The organism is Streptomyces sp. CHD11 (assembly GCF_018638295.1).
Taxonomy (GTDB): domain Bacteria; phylum Actinomycetota; class Actinomycetes; order Streptomycetales; family Streptomycetaceae; genus Streptomyces.
The window spans coordinates 164311-182753 of record NZ_JABTTS010000008.1 but is presented as its reverse complement, the minus strand read 5'-3'; the positions used below and the strand labels follow the sequence as shown (position 1 = coordinate 182753).

Genomic DNA, 18443 nt, shown 5'->3' with positions numbered 1-18443 from the left:
TCGCAACACCACTTGGTTTCAGGTGGTGAGTAGATCACGTAGGCGCTCGGCTGGGGTATCNCTTAGGTTCAAGGGGTCGTCGCAACACCACTTGGTTTCAGGTGGTGAGTAGATCACGTAGGCGCTCGGCTGGGGTATCCCAGCCGAGCGTCTTGCGTGGGCGGCCGTTGAGTTCCTGGGCGACGTGCTCGAGGTCTTCGGGACTGTGGACGCTCAGGTCGGTGCCCTTCGGGAAGTACTGGCGCAGGAGTCCGTTGGTGTTCTCGTTCGAGCCGCGTTGCCAGGGCGAGGCCGGGTCGCAGAAGTAGACGGGCATGTCGGTGGCCATGCTGAACTGCTTGTGGCGTGCCATCTCGCTGCCCTGGTCCCAGGTGAGGGAGCCGCGCAGGTGGGCGGGGAGGGTCTGGATCGTGGTGACGAGGCCGTCGCGGACGGTCTCGGCGTCGTGGGCTCCGCCCGGCAGGTGGACCAGCAGGGTGTAACGGGTGCTGCGCTCGACCAGGGTGGCGATCGCGGAGCGGCCGCCCTGGCCGATGATCAGGTCGCCTTCCCAGTGGCCGGGCACGGCCCGGTCCTCGACAGCGGCGGGACGGTCGCTGATCATCACCATCGGGTCGATGAACCGGGGCGTGCGCCGCTGGGGGTCCCGGCGTGGTCTGCGGCGGGTGCGGCCGGAACGGATCGCGGCCTGCACTTCCCGCTTCAGGCCGCCGCGGGCCTGGAAATACAGCGCCTGGTAGACCGTCTCCACGCTCACCCGCATGCTCTCGTCGTCGGGATGCTCCTTGCGTAGAGCGTGACAGATCTGCTCCGGCGACCACCGCTGGCGCAGTCCGTCCTGGACGAAGCGGCGCAGCCGTCCGTCACGCAGCAGTTTGCGCTCCTTGGGACGGGGCCTGCGCGCTGCGGCGGCGCGGTGGGCGGCGTAGGGCCGGTAGCCCTCGGTGGCGGAGTTCGCGTCGATCTCCCGCTTGATGGNCTGGCGCAGTCCGTCCTGGACGAAGCGGCGCAGCCGTCCGTCACGCAGCAGTTTGCGCTCCTTGGGACGGGGCCTGCGCGCTGCGGCGGCGCGGTGGGCGGCGTAGGGCCGGTAGCCCTCGGTGGCGGAGTTCGCGTCGATCTCCCGCTTGATGGTGCTCGCCGGCCGGCCCAGGACCCGTCCGATCGCCCTCAGCGACTGCCCCGCCGCACGCAGATCGCGGATCTTCTCCCGCTCGGCGAGCGTCAAAAATCGCGGGTGAAGCTGCTTCTCCAGGGCGCTCAGGCCCACCGGTGGCGTGGTCACACCACACATCGTGACGGTCCCGGCCGCGTAGTCGACCCGGCGGCCGTCAGCGTAAGTGCGGGTAGTGGCGGTCTTCTTGACGCCCCAGTCCCAGTCCTTGGCCGTGCGCTCGTTCACACCGACTCGCCGGGCCGCGACCCGGCGTGCGACACCGGCGGCCCGAAGCCGCTCGTACTCGTCGCGCCCGGGGTGCCGCCGACGCTGCGAACGCAGTCCGGCCTTCCACGCCCAGCCGAATGCAGTGTTCCGGTTCACCCCCAGCTCACGTGCCACCACGGTCACGTTCCCCACGGCATCCAGCCGCGCAAGGAAACGCTCCCGCAGCCCCGCAAGATCATCGCGTCCAACGGCCACGGTCCTCGCAACTCCCACAGATCGCGGGTGTTGCGAGGACCGTTAGAACCCAAGAGTCGCCGGGGCCCTCCTCCCGTCCGGTCACGGACGGTACGTACCGCGGGCGTGGGTCACGGGCGGTCACGTCCCGCGGACGTGCACACGGACGGTCGCGTCCCGCAGACGTGCACACGGACGGTCGCGTCCCTCGGGTGCGTGTGGTCGCCCGGTCGTCGTCCGCGTGTACCGTCCCCGGACTGCGATCCGGCAGTCCGGCAGTCCGGCAGTCCGGGCGGGCACGCGCGACGGCCGCGAGACCGCAGGGCCCGGCGCGGCGCGCGGTTGCCCGCAGGGAATGCGCCGGGGTGGCGAAGGTGACGCATCCCGGCGGGCGCCCTGCCTCCGCCTCACGGGCGCGGCGCACCGGGACGGGCCCGGACCTGAGGCATCCGTCCGTGGGGGGACCGCGCAAGGGGTTGCCCGCCGGCGGGTGCCGTGTGGGCTAGCGGACAGGGGTGGGTCCCCGGCGTGGCGCCGGGGACCCACCCCTGTGCGGCTGCGGTATGTGTGACCCGGGGTCAGAACATGCCGTAGCCGGAACCCGTCGCCCCGGCCAGGAAGATGATGGCCAGGAGCGTGTCGATGGCGCCGAGCACCACGGCGACCAGGGCCGGTACCGGGCGGGGGCCCGCCCAACTGCGGCCCATCGCGAGCCATCCGCAGACGATCGCCACCGGGCCGAGGACGATCCCCAGCACGAAGAAGCCCGCGACCGCGCAGATGAGGCCGATGATCCCGAGTGTCGCGCTGTCCGGCCCGGACCGTGACCCCGTCCGGCCACGTGTGCGGGGGTGCCTGCGCGTTCCGTGTCCGAAGCTCGCCATCATCAACTCCCTTGAGGGTGTGTTGACATGGCGGGTACCCCCACTTCGGCGGTGAATTCACCCCGTACGCCCGGCCGGCAGGCCGCTGCCTGCGCGCCGCCCCCCTCCAGCGGCGCGCGACAGCCGGCGATCCTCCATCCCCTGCGGAGGACTTGACCCACTGTGACCTGCGGTCCCCTCCGCAGGGGAGGGGTCACCGCGGCGGTTCACCCTGACGAGCGAAACCGGGTCACAGAACGGCCCGTCAGATGTGACCGACGCCCGCGCCGGCCTCCGCGTTCGCACCGCGCTTGGTGAGGAACGCGACGAAGACCGCGATCACGGCGACTCCGGCGGCGACCAGGGAGGCCAGGCTCATGCCGGAGATGAACGTGTCGTGCGCGACGTCGGTGATCTTCGCGGCGATCTCCGGCGGCGTGCCCTCGGCCACCGGTGCCACACCGACCTGCACGGTCTCGGAGGCCGCGGCGGCCTGCTCCGGGTCGAGCGGCGGCAGTCCGGCCTTCGCCCAGTTGCCCTCCAGGTCGCTGCTCACCTTGGAGGCCATCACGGCGCCGAGCACGGCGGTGCCGAGGCTGCCACCGACCTGCATGGCCGCCTGCTGGAGGCCCCCCGCGACGCCGGACAGCTCGAGCGGCGCGTTGCCCACGATGACCTCGGTGGCACCGACCATGACGGGGGCGAGACCGAGACCGAGCAGGGCGAACCAGAGCGACATGACGGCGCTGCCCGTGCCCTTGTCCAGCGTCGACATCCCGTACATGGCCAGCGCCGTGCAGGCCATGCCGAACGCCAGCGGGATGCGCGGGCCGACCTTGGTGATCATCACTCCGGCCAGCGGGGACCCGACGATCATCATGCCGGTGAGGGGCAGCAGGTGCAGACCCGCGTCCACGGGACTCAGACCGTGCACGTTCTGCAGGTAGAAGGTGACGAAGAACAGCCCGCCCATGAAGGCGATGGCCATCAGGACCATCAGCACGACACCCGCGGACAGCGGAACGGAGCGGAACAGCGCCAGCGGGATCAGCGGCTCCCTGACCTTCGTCTCCCAGAAGGCGAAGAGCGCGAAGCCGACCACCGAGGCAACGATGAACGACCAGGTCCGCAGGTCGCCCCAGCCCCACTCCGGGGCCTTGATCAGCGCCCAGACGAGGCAGAACATCGCGCTGGACAGCAGGGCTATGCCGAGCAGGTCGAACGAGCGCGGGGCGTTCCGCGCACGGTGGTCGAGCAGGATCCAGGCGCCGAGGGCGACGGCGAGGACGCCGACCGGCACGTTGATGAAGAACACCGACTGCCAGTTGACGTGTTCGACAAGGACACCACCGAGGATCGGACCGCCCGCGGTGGAGGCACCGATGACCATGCCCCAGATGCCGATCGCCATGTTGAGCTTCTCCGCCGGGAACGTGGCCCGCAGCAGACCGAGCGCGGCCGGCATCAGCAGGGCGCCGAACAGTCCCTGGAAGACACGGAAGACGATGACCAGCCCGATGCTGTCGGACAGGCCGATGGCCCCGGAGGCTGCGGCGAAGCCGACGACGCCGATCAGGAAGGTCTGCCGGTGCCCGAAACGGTCACCGAGTTTGCCGGCGGTGATCAGGGACACCGCGAGGGCGAGGAAGTAGGAGTTGGTGATCCACTGGACCTCGGCGAAGGTGGCGCCCAGGTCGCTGGCGATGGCCGGGTTCGCGATGGCCACGATGGTGCCGTCCAGGGCCACCATCATGACCCCCACGGCGACGGTCACGAGGGTGAACCAGGGGTGTCCGCGCAGCCCCTTGCCCGGTGTCGCGCCCGAGGGGGCGGCCGGGGGCCCGTCCCCCGGCCCCGCCTTGTCGATGGTGGTCTGGCTAGTCATGCGAGGAGGCTAGTGACAGCCACTGACACTTGCCAAACCAATTCGCCGGTCAGTGACTGACAGGACACCCGCCTATAGCCTGAGCTGGGAGAGCTGTTCAAGGAGGAGCGATGGAGACGGCCGGGACCGCCGTGCGCGCGCTGCCGCGGCCGGGTCTGCGGGAGCGCAAGAAGCAGCGCACCAGGGACGCCCTGGTGCGGGCCGCCCTGGAACTGATCGCCGCGCGCGGGTACGAGGGGACGACCGTCGACGACATCGCCGCGGCCGTCGATGTCTCGCAGCGCACCTTCTTCCGCTACTTCGCCAGCAAGGAGGAGGTGGCGTTCTTCGTCCCCCGGCTCGCGGAGGCCCACGTCCTCGACGCCGCACGCCGACGCCCGCCGGGCGAGGCGCCGCTGGAGGTGCTGCGCCGGGCCGTGCTGGACAGCTGGGACGGCGTCAACGACGCCGTGGAGCAATTGGTCCCGCTCGAACTGCACCTGCGGGTCTACCGGCTGATCGAGTCGACGCCCGTGCTGCTCGCCGCCCACCTGCGCCGCGCGACGGAGCTGGAGGAGGAACTGGCGCGCCTCATCGCCGAGCGGGAAGGGCTCGACGTCGACGGCGACCCCCGGCCGAGGATCCTGGTGGCCGCGTTCGGCGGGGTGATCCGGGTGGCGGAACGGCGCTGGTCGACCGGGGACGACTTCAGCGTCGCGGCCATGCGGGACCTGTTGACGCTCTGCCTCGACCATGTCGGCCCCGCGCTCGCGGGGAACTGGCGTGCGGGCCCATCCCCGCTCCGACGCACCGAAACGTGATACCGGTCACTTGGTTCACGCGAGACACTCCCGTTCTCCTAGTGTGTCCTTTCAGTGACTTCCTTCGACTCCTCCCCGCAGCTGAACGTCTGGCGCGCGCTGCTCGCGCTCGCCGTCGTCTTCGTGATGCTGGCGACCACCGGCTGGACGGCACTGCGCAACCACCGCCACCCCGCTCCGCTTCAGGCGTCGATCAGCGCCTGGGAGCACGGCCGGACAGCGGGTCACCGGCTGCCGGACCCGCAGTCGGCGCCGGCGCGGCTGGCCCGGTTCTTCGCCTCCCTCACCGAGGGGCAGCGCGCACGTCTCGCCCACCGCTTCCCACTCGCGGTCGGCAACATGAACGGCGCGCCGGTGGAGCTGCGCTACCGCGCCAACCGGATCGCGCTGGGGCAGGCCCTCGCGATCGAGTCGGAACGCGTGCACGACAGCCGTCTCACCGAATCGGGCCAGCGGCACGCCGCCCGCAGGATGGAGCGCTTCGGGGCGCTGATGCGCCCGGACCGGCACATCCTCGCCTTCGACCCGGCGGGCTCGGGCCGGGTCGCGGAGGTCTTCGGTGAGCTGGCGGAGGCCGAACGGGTCTCGGTCGTCGTCCCCGGTTCCGACACCGACCTGCTGACCTTCCAGCGCTCCGACCGCAAGTACTCGGCCCCCGCCGGCATGGCCGAGTCGCTGTACGCGGCGGAGCGCGACGCAGCCCCCGCGACCCGCACGGCCGTGATCGCCTGGGCCGACTACACCGCCCCCAGCGGGCTCGGTATGGACGCGGCCATGGCGATGCGCGCCAGGGACGGCGCCGAGCGGCTGGACGCGATGGTGCGCGGCCTGCCGGGGGCGTCGCCGGTCTCGCTGTTCTGCCACAGCTACGGCTCGGTGGTGTGCGGGATCGCCGCGCACTCCCTGCCGGACCGGGTGGCGGACATCGCGGTGGCCGGCAGCCCCGGGATGCGGGTGGAGAAGGCCGCGCAGCTGGACACCGCCGCGCGGGTGTGGGCGATGCGGGACGCCGACGACTGGATCCAGGATGTGCCCTATCTGGAACTCGGCGGCCTGGGCCACGGGGCCGATCCGGTGGCCGACGGTTTCGGGGCGCGGGTGCTGTCGGCGCGTGAGGCGAAGGGGCACGCCGGTTACTTCGTACCGGGCACGGACAGTGTGCGGAACTTCGCCGAGATCGGCGTTGGCGCATACCGCGCGGTGTCCTGCGCGCGTCAGGACGACGCCTGCCGGACGGGTTTGTCCGGTACGACCCCTACCGGACGCGCGTAGAGGCGGAGATACTGCGGTATGCGCAGGGAGGGGACGGAGAAGCTCGTGCCGCATACGATGAGCCGCATGGGTGATGTACTGGCCGGATTTCATGCCGCCTGGGAGTTCGGGTCCGACTCCGTGCTCATCCGCTACGAGCGAGGGATTCGAACACCCAAGCTGTTCCAGGCACTCGGGGAGCGGCGGGTGCCGCTGGAGGCGATCGAGGGGGTGTCCCTCACGCCGGGCAGGCGCGGGACCGTGGTCCTGCGGATCGAACTCCGGCCCGGCGCGGATCCGCTGCTGGAGGCGGCCGCCGGGCAGCTGAAGGAGAGCAGCGACCCCTACCGGCTGGTGCTGCCCGCCGAGCGCGAGACGCTCGCGGAGTACTACGCCGACGAACTGCGCGCACAGCTCACCGAGTCGGGACCGGCCGAGCGCCATCTGGTGGCCGCCCCCGAGGCGCCGCTGAGATTCAAGGCGTACGACGGGAAGGCGGCCTTCGACGGCAGCGCGGTGTCCTTCCGCTGGTTCTGGACGGGCGCGTCGTCGGCGAAGTGGAAGGCCGGGGACCAGCGGTTCGCGATCGGTGAGCTGAGCGGGGTGGAGTGGCGCTCGCCCGAGGTCTTCGAGGGGCATCTGCGGCTGCTGCGGCGGGACGCGGGGGCGCCGCCGGCGCAGCCGGATCAGGATCCGGCCGCGGTGGTGTTCGGGCTGGGGTACGGGCCGGTGCACGAGTCACTGCCGCTCGCGGCGGCGGTGCTGGCGGCGGTGCGGAGCTGTGCGCCGGTGACGGTGCCCGCGGCGCGGGTGCGGCGGGATCCTGCGGATATCGCCGAGCGGATCCGGCATCTCGGGGAGTTGCACCAGGCCGGGCTGGTGACGGACGAGGAGTTCTCCTCCAAGAAGGCGGAGTTGTTGTCGGAGCTCTAGCGTCTGCCGGGGGCGGTTGTCCTTTGCGGTGCCCCGCGCCCCTGAACAGTGCCGGTCCGCTGTGGTCGGTCGCGCGGTTCCCCGCGCCGCTGGAGGGGCGGGTCAGTTCCTTCCGTGCGTCTCATGCCCGCTCCGACGCCAGGGCGCGTCCCGCGTCCGCGTAGAAGCTGATCTTCCGGTCGAGCACGGCGAGCGTGCCCTGCAGCTCGGCGATCCGGGACAGTACGTCCTCGCGGGTCTGCTGGAGCAGCTCGAAACGCTCGGTGTAGGTGTGATCGCCCGACCGGACCATTTCCGCGTACCGCACCATGTCCGCGACCGGCATCCCGGTCAGGCGGAGCTTGCCGACGAGGGCCAGCCAGTCGAGGTCGCGGTTGCTGTAGCGACGCTGACCGGTGTGCGAGCGGTCGATGTGCGGCATCAGTCCGATGCGCTCGTACCAGCGCAGGGTGTGAGCGGTCAGCCCGGTGAGGGCGGCGACCTCGCTGATCGTGTACGTGTCCTCGCCGTCCGGCCGGCGGTTTCCCTGCGGCGGTCCGGCGCAGGTGTCGGCGCCGGCTCCAGTCGTCTCCGTCGTCTCGGTGACCGTCATGTCCCCACGCTAGAACGCTGGAGTGCACTCCAGGCAAGCGGCGCCGTCGGGAAACGAGCGGGACGCGGAAGGCGGTGGCTGATTACCGTTCGGGCATGACCTCAGTACGCCGTGCGACGCCGGAGGACGCGGAGGAGGTGCTCCGGCTGCGTCAGGTGATGATCGATTCGACGGCCCGCTCCGCCCCGTCCACCGACTGGCACACCGAGTCCCTGTCCTCGCAGGCCGAACCTCTTACGTGTCCCCGGGCTTCAGGCACCGGTCCGACCCGTTGCCGGAACCGACCCCGTGAGCGCTTAGTCTCGAGGGCATGTCGTTGAAGAGTCTGGCGTTGATCGAGAACTGGCCGGTTCCCACCGCCGCAGCGGGTGTCGTGCGCGCGGACGGTACGGTCCTGGGCACCCATGGGCCGGCCGGCCGCCGCTTCCCGCTGGCCTCGGTGACCAAGCCGCTCGCGGCGTACGCGGTACTGGTGGCGTACGAGGAGGGCGCGATCGAGCTGGACGAGGCGGCGGGCCCGGACGGCTCGACGGTGCGGCATCTGCTCGCGCACACCTCGGGGCTGGCCTTCGACGAGCACCGGGTGACCTCGGCGCCCGGAGAGCGGCGGCTGTACTCCAACGCCGGGTTCGAACAGCTGGGGGACCATGTCGCCAAGGCGGCGGACATCCCGTTCGGGGAGTATCTGCGGCAGGCGGTGCTGGAGCCGCTGGGGATGACGGCGACCACGCTGGAGGGCTCCCCGGCCAAGGACGGTGTGTCGACGGCCGAGGACCTGCTGCGGTTCGCCGCCGAGGTGCAGGCACCGCGCCTGCTGGACCCGCGCACGGTCGCGGCGGCGATGACCGTGCAGTACCCGGGGACCAAGGGGGTGCTGCCGGGCTACGGCCACCAGAACCCCAACGACTGGGGTCTCGGGTTCGAGATCCGTGACGCCAAGTCGCCGCACTGGACGGGCGCGTCGTCGTCGCCGCGTACGTTCGGCCACTTCGGCCAGGCGGGCACGTTCCTGTGGATCGACCCGGACGCGGGCGCGGCGTGCGTGGCGCTGGCCGACCGTGCCTTCGGGCCGTGGGCGGCCGAGGCGTGGCCGCCGTTCACGGACGCGGTGCTGGCGGAACTGCGCGGCTGACGCCCGCGCGGCGGCCCGGCCCCGAGGGAGAACGTCCTGGGGTCGACCGAGTTGCTCATCTCCCTGGACCGGGAGGGCGGCGCGACGCTCCAGCAGCAGGTGTCGCGGCTGTACCGGCAGCGCAGGAAGCGGCTCCTGGAATCGCTGTACGAGCACTTCGGTGACGAGGTCCACTGGTGCCGGGCCGCGCGGTGGCGTGGTGCCGCGCTCCTTCGCCGTGCTCCTTCGCCGTGCTCCTTCGCCGCGCTCCTTCGCCGCGCTCCTTCGCCGTGCCCGGTCGCGCGACCGCACCGCGCGGGAGGCGCCTCCCGTGAAATCCGCGTGAAAACCCTGTGGATGTGGTGTCGGTGGGTCCCCTTATGCTGCACCGGATGATCACGCGGGGACCCAGGGAGGGCGCGGATGTTCGGCAAGGTGTTCGGCAGGGGCGAGGAGAGACCGGTGGCGGATCCGTACGCCCTTCCGGCCCCGCGCAGGAAGAACGGGATGTACACGCTGCGGGCGCTCGGGGACACCCGCGTGCTCGCGCTGCTGGAGGCGGCCGACGCGGGTGACTGGGAGGCGGTGAAGGAGGCGCTGGCCCCCTTCGACCTGGGCCGCGACCCCGATGTTCTCGGTGAACTGGCCGTCCTGGACGGTGTGGAGCAGTGGATCGGCCGGGCCGTCGAGGAGGACAAGGAGCACCGGGCGACGGCCCTGCTGATATCCGGGGCGCGCCACATCACCTGGGGCTGGGAGGCACGCACGAGTGCGCGGGCCGTGAACGTCACGCAGGAGCAGTGGCGGACCTTCCACGAGCGGCTGCACACCGCCGAGGAGCACCTGTTCGAGGCCGCCGAGCTGGAGCCGGAGTGGGTCACGCCGTGGCGTCAGCTCCTCACCTCCGGGCGCGGCATGTCGCTGGGCCGCGCCGTCAACGAGACCCGGCTGGACGCCGCCCTGCGCCGCGACCCGCTGAACCTGTCGAGCCACCTCGAGTGGGTGTCGCAGTTGCAGCCGCGCTGGGGCGGTGAGCCGGGGCAGGCCCTGGCGTACGCCCGTGCGGCGTTCGCCGGCGCGCCCGACGGCCATCCGCTCGGCTGTGCGGTCGCCATGGCACACATCGAGGACTGGGTGGAGTCGGACGACGGTGACTGTCTCGAAACCGACGAGATCCGTGCCGAGTTGCGGGCCGCGGCCGACCGCAGCATCCTCCACCCGGCCTATGTGCGGCGTCCGGGCTGGCAGCACGACTTCAACATGTTCGCCATGGCCCTGTCGCTGGCCGGGGAGCGTCACACGGTCAGGCGTGTCTTCATGACCCTCGACGGCGCCTACACCAAGTGGCCCTGGACCTTCTTCGCGGAGCCCGAGAAGCAGTTCGCCCGCCGCCTGCGCCGCGCCTGAGCCCGCCCTCTCCTCTCTCCTGCCTCCTCACCCCCGGACTGCCCGATGACTCTGCACCGCACCGCCGCGAAAGACCGGGCCGGCGCCGACCGCACCTTCTAGGTGGATCTGCGCGGCCTCGTCGACCTCCTCTCCCACCACCTCTATTCCAGCCCTCGCGTCTACCTGCGGGAACTCCTGCAGAACGCGGTGGACGCGCTCACCGCCCGGCACACCCTCGAACCGTCCGCCCCCGCCGGCTCCTTCGGCATCCGGCTGTACGCCGACGGCTCCGAGGTGCGTGTCGAGGACGACGGTGTCGGTCTCACCGAGGCCGACGTCCACACCTTCCTCGCCACGATCGGCCGCAGCAGCAAGCGCGCGGAGAAGATCGCCGAGCAGCGCGCCGACTTCATCGGCCAGTTCGGCATCGGCCTGCTCTCCTGCTTCCTCGTCGCGGACGAGATCCACGTACTGAGCCGGTCCGCCCGTACGCCCGACGCGTCCACGGTGGAGTGGCGAGGGCGCGGCGACGGCAGCTACACCGTCCGCACCCTGCCCGCCTCCGCCCGCCCCCGGCCCGGCACCACCGTGACCCTGACCCCGCGCGCCGACGCGGACGAGTGGACCCGGCCGGTCCAGGTGCAGGCCCTGGCCCGCCACTTCGGCTCGCTCCTGCGTCACCCGGTGTCCTTCTCCGACGGCGGCGCGGACGGTCCGGGTATCCCGGTCAATCCGGAGGCCGCTCCCTGGGAACGCCCGTATCCCACCCCGGGCGCCCGCTCCCGCGCGCTGGCCGCGTACGGCGAGGAGGTGTTCGGGTTCGCGCCGCTGGACACCATCGAGCTGGATCTGCCGGCCGTCGGTCTGAAGGGCATCGCCTGCGTGCTGCCCGAGGCGGTGCCGGCCGGACGCCGCCACGGCCACCGGGTGCACGTCAAGGGCATGCTGCTGTCCGAGCAGGCCGAGGAGATCCTGCCCGAGTGGGCGTTCTTCGTGCGCTGCGTCGTCGACGCCGAGAGCCTGCGCCCCACGGCGTCCCGTGAGTCCCTGTACGAGGACGACACCCTCGCCGCCGTCCGTGACGCCCTCGCGGAGCGGCTGCGCGCGTGGATCGCCCGTGCCGCCGCCAGCGACCCCGACCTGCTCGGCCGTTTCCTGCGGGCCCACCACCTGGCGGTGAAGTCCCTCGCGGTGCACGACGACGAGATCCTGCGGATGCTGCTGCCGTGGCTGCCGTTCGAGACCACCGACGGGCACTGCACCCTCGACGAGTTCGCGCGCACCCATCCCACCGTGCTGGTGACGTCCAGTGTGGAGGAGTTCCGGCAGGTCGCGGCGATCGCCTCGGCCGCCGGGCTCGGCGTCGTCAACGGCGGTTACACCTACGACCGTGAACTGGTCCACCGGCTCCCCGAGATCAGGCCCGGGGCCGCTGTCTCCGACCTCGACCCGGCGACCCTCACCGCCCATCTCGACCCCGTCGACCGGGAGACCGAGCTGGCCGCCGCCGCCTACCTCGCGCAGGCCCGCGACGCCCTCGCCGTCTTCGACTGCGACGTGGCGCTGCGCACCTTCCAGCCCGCCTCCGCCCCGGCCCTCCTCGTCGACAGCCGCGAGGCCCGGCACGAGCGCACCCGCTCCCAGCTCGCCCGTGAGCAGGAGGGCGGCGTCTGGGGCGACATCCTGGGGGCCCTGCGCCAGGAGGCGCCCCGTGCGCAGCTGATCCTCAACCAGCTCAACCCGCTGGTACGCACCGCCGTCGCCATCGACGAACCGGAGCTGGCCCGCACCAGCGCCGAAGCCCTCTACGGACAGGCCGCGCTGCTGTCCCGGCGCCCGCTGCGTCCCGCCGAGTCGAGCCTGATCAACCGCTCCTTCCTCGACCTTCTCGCCCACGCCCTGCGCAAGGACAGCTGACGATGCCCACCGCACCCCACCCCCAGACCACGGACGAGCTGTTCCAGGCGCTCCAGGAGAACGGCGAACGCCCCTACGGCCGCACCCGCACCGTCACCGCCGAGGAACTGGTCGACGCGGCCGAGCAGTTCGCCGAGCCGGTCCCGCTGATCCACGCGCTGCTCGAACTCCAGGAGGCGTACACCTACGGCTCCGAGCCGCGGAAGTCGCCCGTCGTCTTCGCCCGGCTGCTCACCCTCTTCGACGAGCAGCCCGACGTCTTCGACGAACGCCTGCGCCACCTGCTGTTCTGGCGTTTCAAGTGGGTCGCGAACGCGCTGCGGGCGCTGCCCGAGATACCGCTGGCCAGCCTGCGCCAGTGGCTGACGGAGATGCGCGACCGGTACACGAAGGCGGAGCTGGACCTCCAGCCCTACTACGGACAGGCCTACCAGCTCGCCGCCCACACCGGCGAGGACACCGCCCTCGCCTACGAGCTGTGGGCGGCCCGTTCCCGCTCCCGGCTCAGCGACTGCGAGGCCTGCGAGATCTGCGAGCGCGCCCTGTACCACCTCACGGCGGGCGACGACGAGCGGGCGCTGCGCGCCTGGGAGCCGGTCCTGGCCGGGAAGGAGTCCTGCCAGGAGGAACCGGCCCGCTCCATCTCGTACGCGCTGCTGCCGCTGCTGCGCACCGGCCGCACCGACGAGGCCCGCGCGCTGCATCTCGCCGGCTACCGCGGCTGCCGCCGCAAGGCGTCGATGGCCGGGGAGATCGGCCGGCACCTGGAGTTCTGCGCCCTCACCGGCAACGAGGCACGGGGGCTGGAACTGCTCGCCGAGAACCGCACCCTGTTCGACGAGGTGGACTCGCCGCGGGAGCTGTTCGACTTCCTCACCGGCGTGGAAGTCCTCCTTCAGCGCGTCGAAGTCCTCGGCCACGGCGAGCTGCCCGCCGCCGGCTTCACGGGCCGCGCCTGGACGGTGTCCGGCCTGCGCGCCGAGGTGCGGGACCGTGCCGGCGACCTCGCCTCCCGCTTCGACACCCGCAACGGCACCACGGCGCACACCGACCGCCGCCGGGCCCGCCTCGACCGGGCCCCGCTCCTGGACACGCTGGAGCTGACCCTGCGCACGCGGGGCCTGGACGACGTGACGCCGTCCGTCCCGGCCACCCCGGCCGCCGCTCCCGTCACCGCCCGTCCCGCTGCCGACGTCCCCGAGTCACTGCCGGAACTGATCCTCAAAGCGCGGGAGCTGGACGATCAGGGCCACCCGGACGCGGACGCCTGCTGGGCCCGCCTGCGCACCCTCGCCGCCACCCGCGGCCACACCCACCCCGACGACCCGGCCGTGGGCAGCCGGCTCCAGTTGCGCGCCGACCTGCTGGACGACGAGGCGACCCTGGCGAGCCGGAGGAACGCGGACGCCGACGCCGCCGCCCTCCACGAGGAGGCCGCGGGCCTCTACGAGGACGCCGGCCTGCCGGGCCACGCGGCCCTCGCCCGCGCCTGTGCCCTGCTCGCCGCGGCACAGGTCGCGACGGGGGACGGCACCGACGCCCGCACCGGCACGGGGCCGGAGGACACCGACACCGACGCGCCGGAGGCGGGCGAGGCCGCGTCCCGGGTCACCGCCCTGACCAGCGCCCACGCGTCCCTCGTCCGTCTGCACGAGGAGACGTCCGGTCTGGCCCCGCACCAGGAGGCCCGGCTGCTGCGCCTGCGGTCCACCGCGCTCGGCCTGCGTCTGCAGGCGTCGGGAAGCGAGGAGCACGTCGCACCGGTGCTCGCCGAGATCGACCAGCTGCACGCGTTCGCCACCCGGCACGACGTCACCGCGCAGATCGCGGGGGCCATGCTGCTGAAGGCCACCACGCACGCCATGACCGGCCAGCTGCCCGCCGCGCTCGCCGGGACCGGCAGCCTCCTCGACCGGCTGACGTCGCACGGCCCCGCCTGGCACCTGCCCCGCACACACGCCCTGCGCGGCCGCCTCCACCTCGGTCTCGGGGACGCGCAGGCCGCCCACGCGGATCTGACCGAGGGTCTGCGACGGGCCGCCGACTGGCCGGACGACACCGTCGACGCCTCCCTCCACGCCGACCTGGCGGAAGCCTGTGCCCGCCTGGGCCGCCCCGACGAGGCACTGCGGCACCTGACGCGCTCCGCGGAGCTGAAGATCCGGGGCGGCGACCGCATCGACGCGTTCTGCACCTACAGCAACGCGGCCCAGCTCAGCCTCGACCTCGGCCGCGTCGAGGACTGCATCGCGCTCCTCGACTCCCTGCTCGCCGAACCGGACGTCGCCTCCGGGGAGCTGGACGACCGTCTCGTCGCCCAGCTCCGGCTGACCCGCGCCCGCGCACTGCACACGGGCGAGGACCTGAAGGCCGCCACGGCCGAGTTCGTCTCCCTCGCCGCCGAGTCGGCCGGCTGGGACGACGACCCCGGCAGCCATGCGATGATCGCCGCGGAGACGGCCGTACTCCTCGGCGAGTCCGGTGAGTTCGACCGCGCGCGCAAGGCCGTGGACCAGGCGCTCGCCGCCCACGCCCGCGAGCCGCGCTACGAGCACCTCAGCAACGCCCTGCGCGAACTCGCCCGTCTCCAGGCCGAGCGGCAGGGCCCCGAGGGCCTCTCCGACGCCCGCGCCTTCCTCACCGACGCCGGCCGCGTCGCCGAGGAGGCCCGCACCGCCGGCTACGAGGCCCACGGCCGCCCGCTGGACGCCGCCCTGGCCTTCGAGCACGGGCGGGTCAACGCCTACGCGGGTGCGTACGAGGAGTCCCTGATCGCGCTGGACAAGGCTCTCGGACTGCTCGGTGAGCCGGGTCCGGAGCCGGACCGGGCGGGCGAGTGGGCGGAGTCCGTACGTCTGGCGGGCGTCGTGGAGGGCATCTACCTGGAACGCCCCGCCCCCGCCCTCACCCGCCTCGACGCGGCGATCACCCGCCTGACCGCCCTGGGCCGCACCGACGAGGCCGCCTCACTGACCGCCCTGGCGACGAGGCTGCGCGACGAGGAATGACCGGTGGACCCGGTACCGGGGCGAGGGGACAGCCCGCCCCGGCACCGGGCGGCGGGCACCGCTCCGCGGTGGCCGAGCACACGTGCGGGCCGGTGACCGAGTCAACGGTCACCGGCCCGTGTCCCCGCCACGCCCGGCCGGTCACCGACCGCCGTCGGTCTCCCGGCCGGCGCACGGCGCGCCCCGGCCGGGCGGTGCGTTCAGGGTGCGAGGTCCGCTCAGCGGACCCACTCCTCCCAGTACGGGGCGTTCCAGCGGCACTGGAACTCGCTGTATCCGTTCACATGGATGTCGTACCACCCGTCTTCCTGGCAGACCTCGTGCGACCGGCTCCCACCGGCCAGGATGAACCCGTCAGGGTCGGTGTCCCAGGCGGACGCGGAGCCCGCGGAGAGCGGAATGGTGACCGCGGCGGCACCGACCACGAAGGCGGCGGCGATGCGGTTGCGCCAGGACTTCATACAGATCTCCTCAAGACGGAGCCGGGCCGTGCCGTACCGGCCGTCGGCTCTGTGCGACGTGCGTGTGCGGCAAGCACAACGGCTGCGCCCCGGCGACGGTTCAGGGCACGGGGAAGGCGGGCGGACGCCGTGCCGCGGCAGGCCGGTCGACCGCCGGCACGCCGCATGACGAGACGTCGGGCGCCTGCGCGCACGAGATCACTGTGACAGTGATCTCGTTTACCCGGCGCATCTGTACCGATTGATGACCTTGTGCCATTTCCGCTGTGTGACCTCGGTGTCAAGGCCCGGCGGGACCTCTTGTGCAATCCGCGTAGACCGTTCAATCTTTCGGCTGGCGGCAGGGAAACGTGAACGCGGCCACAGTGTCCGCGTTTGGCATGTACCTGACTAATGCCCGTCCGGTGACCCGGCACAGGCATACGCCGCGTGCGTCTCTCGCGGACGCGCATCCCCCACATCCCCACCTGTCGAGGAGGAACCCTCAGATGGCAGTGACACGAGGCACCAAGCGCAGATCGGTCGCCGGAGTCTGCTCCGTCGCCGCGGCCGCTCTCGCCGGCGGTCTCTTCACCGCACTCCCCGCGCACGCCGCCGACCCCGCCACCGGGACGATCGCCTACGCGGACGCGCCGAACGCGGTCGCCGACAGCTACATCGTCACCCTGAAGTCCGGCACCGAGGCCGCCTCCGCCAAGGGCAAGGGCGTCGCCAGGAAGCACGGCGCCGAGGTCGAGCACACCTTCCGCGAGGCCCTCAACGGGTACACCGTAGAGGCCACCGAGGCGGAGGCCGCCAGGCTGGCCGGCGACCCCTCGGTCGCGCTGGTCGAGCAGAACCGCACCTTCACCACACAGGCCACGCAGACCAACCCGCCGTCCTGGGGCCTGGACCGCATCGACCAGACCGCGCTGCCGCTGAGCCGCTCCTACACGTACGACGACACGGCCGGGCAGGGCGTCACCGCCTACATCATCGACACCGGTGTGCGGATCTCCCACAGCGACTTCGGCGGCCGCGCCCGCAACGGCTACGACGCCGTCGACGGCGACAACGTCGCCCAGGACGGCAACGGCCACGGCACCCACGTGGCCGGCACGGTGGCGGGCAACGCCTACGGCGTCGCCAAGAAGGCCTCGATCGTCGGCGTCCGCGTCCTCGACAACAACGGCTCCGGCACCACCGCCGGCGTCATCGAGGGCGTCGACTGGGTCGCCGACAACGCGGTCCTCCCGGCCGTCGCCAACATGTCCCTCGGCGGCGGAGCCAGCACCACCCTCGACAACGCGGTACGCAACGCCATCGCCGCCGGCGTCACCTTCGCCGTCGCCGCCGGCAACGAGTCCACCCCGGCCACCGGCTCACCCGCCCGCGTGTCCGAGGCGATCACCGTCGGCGCCACCACCAGCACGGACGCCCGCGCCAGCTACTCCAACTACGGCTCGAACCTGGACATCTTCGCTCCCGGCTCGTCCATCACCTCCGCCTGGCACACCGGCGACAGCGCCACCAACTCCATCTCCGGCACCTCGATGGCCAGCCCGCACGTCGCGGGCGCCGCCGCGCTGTACCTCGCGGACAACCGCTCCGCCACCCCGTCCCAGGTCGCCTCCGCGCTGATCGCCGGCTCCGTCTCCGGCGCCGTCACCAACCCGGGCAGCGGCTCCCCCAACCGCCTGCTGAAGGTCGGCGGCAGCGGCGGCACCACCCCGCCGCCCGGCAAGACCTTCACCAACTCCACGGACTACCGGATCAACGACCGGTCCACCGTCGAGTCCCCGGTCACCGTCACCGGCGTCTCCGGCAACGCCCCCTCGGCCCTCCAGGTCCCGGTGAACATCGTCCACACCTACATAGGTGACCTGACCGTCCAGCTGGTCGCCCCCGACGGCTCGCTCTACACCCTCAAGTCCTCCGGCACCGGCGGCTCCGCGGACAACATCAACACCACCTACACCGTGAACGCCTCCTCGGAGACGGCCAACGGCACGTGGAAGCTCCGCGTCACCGACAGCTACTCCGCCGACACCGGCTACATCAACAGCTGGGGCCTGACCTTCTGAGGTCCTGACCGCAGCGCCCCCCGCTCCCCCTCCGCCCCGGCACGGCTCACCGCGCGGGGGCGGAGCCCCGTCAGTCACCCACCCTCCCCGCACTCGAACCACACGGTCTTGCCCAGCCCACCGGGACACACGTCGACACCCCACCGCTCGGTGACCGCGTCCACGATCACCATCCCGCGCCCGCCTTCCTCGAGCCCTTCACCCCCACCCCGCACCGGCAGCCGCGGACACCCATCGGCGACCTCCACCCGCACCCCACCCGGCCGCAGCAGAAAGCAGATCCGACACCGCCGGCCGGGCACATGCCGCACCACATTCGCCACCACCTCGGTCAGCGCCAGCTCGGCCGCATCACTCACACCGGCCAGGCCCACCCCGGCGAGATACAGCCGCAGGATGCGCCGCAGATGCCGGACCGAGTGCTCCCCCACGGCGAACTCGGCGCGGTACTCACTGAGAATGTCCGCAGCCCGCGGACCAGTTACTCGATTCACATCACCATGCAACGACGCTCCGCATACGCTCGACCACGGAACGGAACGAACGCCGCGA

The 18443-nt window shown here is 72.1% G+C and carries 13 protein-coding genes and 3 pseudogenes; 9 read left to right on the top strand and 7 right to left on the bottom strand.

Annotated elements, in window-relative coordinates; genetic code table 11:
* Positions 1-97: 97 nt before the first annotated feature.
* The 4 genes and pseudogenes from HTV45_RS34205 to HTV45_RS10630 form a co-directional block, all read right to left on the bottom strand.
* Positions 98-976: pseudogene (locus tag HTV45_RS34205) on the bottom strand (IS30 family transposase); the annotation flags it as partial.
* A gap of 195 nt (positions 977-1171) precedes the next feature.
* Positions 1172-1294: pseudogene (locus tag HTV45_RS34200) on the bottom strand (hypothetical protein); the annotation flags it as partial.
* Positions 1295-2196: 902 nt separating this feature from the next.
* A complete protein-coding gene (locus HTV45_RS10635) occupies positions 2197-2505 on the bottom strand; it encodes a small hydrophobic protein (RefSeq protein WP_215205437.1) in 309 nt (102 codons plus the stop codon).
* Between the two features lie 241 nt (positions 2506-2746).
* Positions 2747-4366, bottom strand: a complete 1620-nt coding sequence (locus tag HTV45_RS10630; RefSeq protein ID WP_215205436.1) for a DHA2 family efflux MFS transporter permease subunit — start codon at positions 4364-4366, stop codon at positions 2747-2749.
* A 110-nt stretch (positions 4367-4476) separates the two neighbouring features.
* On the opposite strand from HTV45_RS10630, the gene HTV45_RS10625 reads away from it, so the two are divergent.
* The 3 genes from HTV45_RS10625 (at position 4477) to HTV45_RS10615 (ending at position 7350) form a co-directional block, all read left to right on the top strand.
* The gene (locus tag HTV45_RS10625; RefSeq protein WP_215205435.1) at positions 4477-5166 is read left to right on the top strand and encodes a TetR family transcriptional regulator; all 690 of its coding nucleotides are present in this window, start codon (positions 4477-4479) and stop codon (positions 5164-5166) included.
* A gap of 54 nt (positions 5167-5220) precedes the next feature.
* Positions 5221-6438, top strand: a complete 1218-nt coding sequence (locus tag HTV45_RS10620) for an alpha/beta hydrolase (protein ID WP_215205434.1) — start codon at positions 5221-5223, stop codon at positions 6436-6438.
* 66 nt (positions 6439-6504) lie between these two features.
* Complete coding sequence (locus HTV45_RS10615; protein ID WP_215205433.1) at positions 6505-7350, top strand: DUF4429 domain-containing protein; 846 nt, start codon at positions 6505-6507, stop codon at positions 7348-7350.
* A gap of 121 nt (positions 7351-7471) precedes the next feature.
* Here HTV45_RS10615 and HTV45_RS10610 read toward each other — a convergent pair whose 3' ends face one another.
* The gene (locus HTV45_RS10610) at positions 7472-7942 is read right to left on the bottom strand and encodes a MerR family transcriptional regulator (RefSeq protein ID WP_215205432.1); all 471 of its coding nucleotides are present in this window, start codon (positions 7940-7942) and stop codon (positions 7472-7474) included.
* A gap of 95 nt (positions 7943-8037) precedes the next feature.
* On the opposite strand from HTV45_RS10610, the pseudogene HTV45_RS34195 reads away from it, so the two are divergent.
* The 5 genes and pseudogenes from HTV45_RS34195 to HTV45_RS10590 all read left to right on the top strand — a co-directional run.
* Positions 8038-8163, top strand: a pseudogene (locus tag HTV45_RS34195) (GNAT family N-acetyltransferase); the annotation flags it as partial.
* Positions 8164-8252: 89 nt separating this feature from the next.
* Entirely contained in the window at positions 8253-9074 is an 822-nt protein-coding gene (locus HTV45_RS10605; RefSeq protein ID WP_215205431.1) for a serine hydrolase, read from the top strand.
* Between the two features lie 402 nt (positions 9075-9476).
* Complete coding sequence (locus tag HTV45_RS10600; RefSeq protein WP_215205430.1) at positions 9477-10460, top strand: hypothetical protein; 984 nt, start codon at positions 9477-9479, stop codon at positions 10458-10460.
* A gap of 102 nt (positions 10461-10562) precedes the next feature.
* Complete coding sequence (locus HTV45_RS10595; protein ID WP_308309408.1) at positions 10563-12359, top strand: HSP90 family protein; 1797 nt, start codon at positions 10563-10565, stop codon at positions 12357-12359.
* A 2-nt stretch (positions 12360-12361) separates the two neighbouring features.
* Complete coding sequence (locus HTV45_RS10590; protein WP_215205429.1) at positions 12362-15367, top strand: hypothetical protein; 3006 nt, start codon at positions 12362-12364, stop codon at positions 15365-15367.
* 218 nt (positions 15368-15585) lie between these two features.
* Here the strand turns inward: HTV45_RS10590 and HTV45_RS10585 are convergent, their stop codons facing one another.
* Positions 15586-15828, bottom strand: coding sequence for a hypothetical protein (locus HTV45_RS10585; protein WP_215205428.1), 243 nt, complete (start codon positions 15826-15828; stop codon positions 15586-15588).
* Positions 15829-16316: 488 nt separating this feature from the next.
* Here HTV45_RS10585 and HTV45_RS10580 point away from each other — a divergent pair, with 488 nt between their 5' ends.
* Positions 16317-17891 (top strand): S8 family peptidase, encoded by a 1575-nt coding sequence (locus HTV45_RS10580; protein ID WP_215205427.1) that lies wholly within the window; start codon positions 16317-16319, stop codon positions 17889-17891.
* Positions 17892-17965: 74 nt separating this feature from the next.
* On the opposite strand, the gene HTV45_RS10575 is transcribed toward HTV45_RS10580, so the two are convergent.
* Positions 17966-18385 (bottom strand): ATP-binding protein, encoded by a 420-nt coding sequence (locus tag HTV45_RS10575; RefSeq protein WP_308309407.1) that lies wholly within the window; start codon positions 18383-18385, stop codon positions 17966-17968.
* Between the last annotated feature and the right edge of the window lie 58 nt (positions 18386-18443).

Bases quoted from the DNA above. Each gene is read 5' to 3' on its own strand.
- HTV45_RS10600 (WP_215205430.1), top strand. From the start codon at position 9,477: ATGTTCGGCAAGGTGTTCGGCAGGGGCGAGGAGAGACCGGTGGCGGAT.
- HTV45_RS10615 (WP_215205433.1), top strand. From the start codon at position 6,505: ATGGGTGATGTACTGGCCGGATTTCATGCCGCCTGGGAGTTCGGGTCC.
- HTV45_RS10590 (WP_215205429.1), top strand. From the start codon at position 12,362: ATGCCCACCGCACCCCACCCCCAGACCACGGACGAGCTGTTCCAGGCG.
- HTV45_RS10635 (WP_215205437.1), bottom strand. From the start codon at position 2,505: ATGATGGCGAGCTTCGGACACGGAACGCGCAGGCACCCCCGCACACGT.
- HTV45_RS10630 (WP_215205436.1), bottom strand. From the start codon at position 4,366: ATGACTAGCCAGACCACCATCGACAAGGCGGGGCCGGGGGACGGGCCC.
- HTV45_RS10610 (WP_215205432.1), bottom strand. From the start codon at position 7,942: ATGACGGTCACCGAGACGACGGAGACGACTGGAGCCGGCGCCGACACC.
- HTV45_RS10605 (WP_215205431.1), top strand. From the start codon at position 8,253: ATGTCGTTGAAGAGTCTGGCGTTGATCGAGAACTGGCCGGTTCCCACC.
- HTV45_RS10585 (WP_215205428.1), bottom strand. From the start codon at position 15,828: ATGAAGTCCTGGCGCAACCGCATCGCCGCCGCCTTCGTGGTCGGTGCC.
- HTV45_RS10625 (WP_215205435.1), top strand. From the start codon at position 4,477: ATGGAGACGGCCGGGACCGCCGTGCGCGCGCTGCCGCGGCCGGGTCTG.
- HTV45_RS10580 (WP_215205427.1), top strand. From the start codon at position 16,317: ATGGCAGTGACACGAGGCACCAAGCGCAGATCGGTCGCCGGAGTCTGC.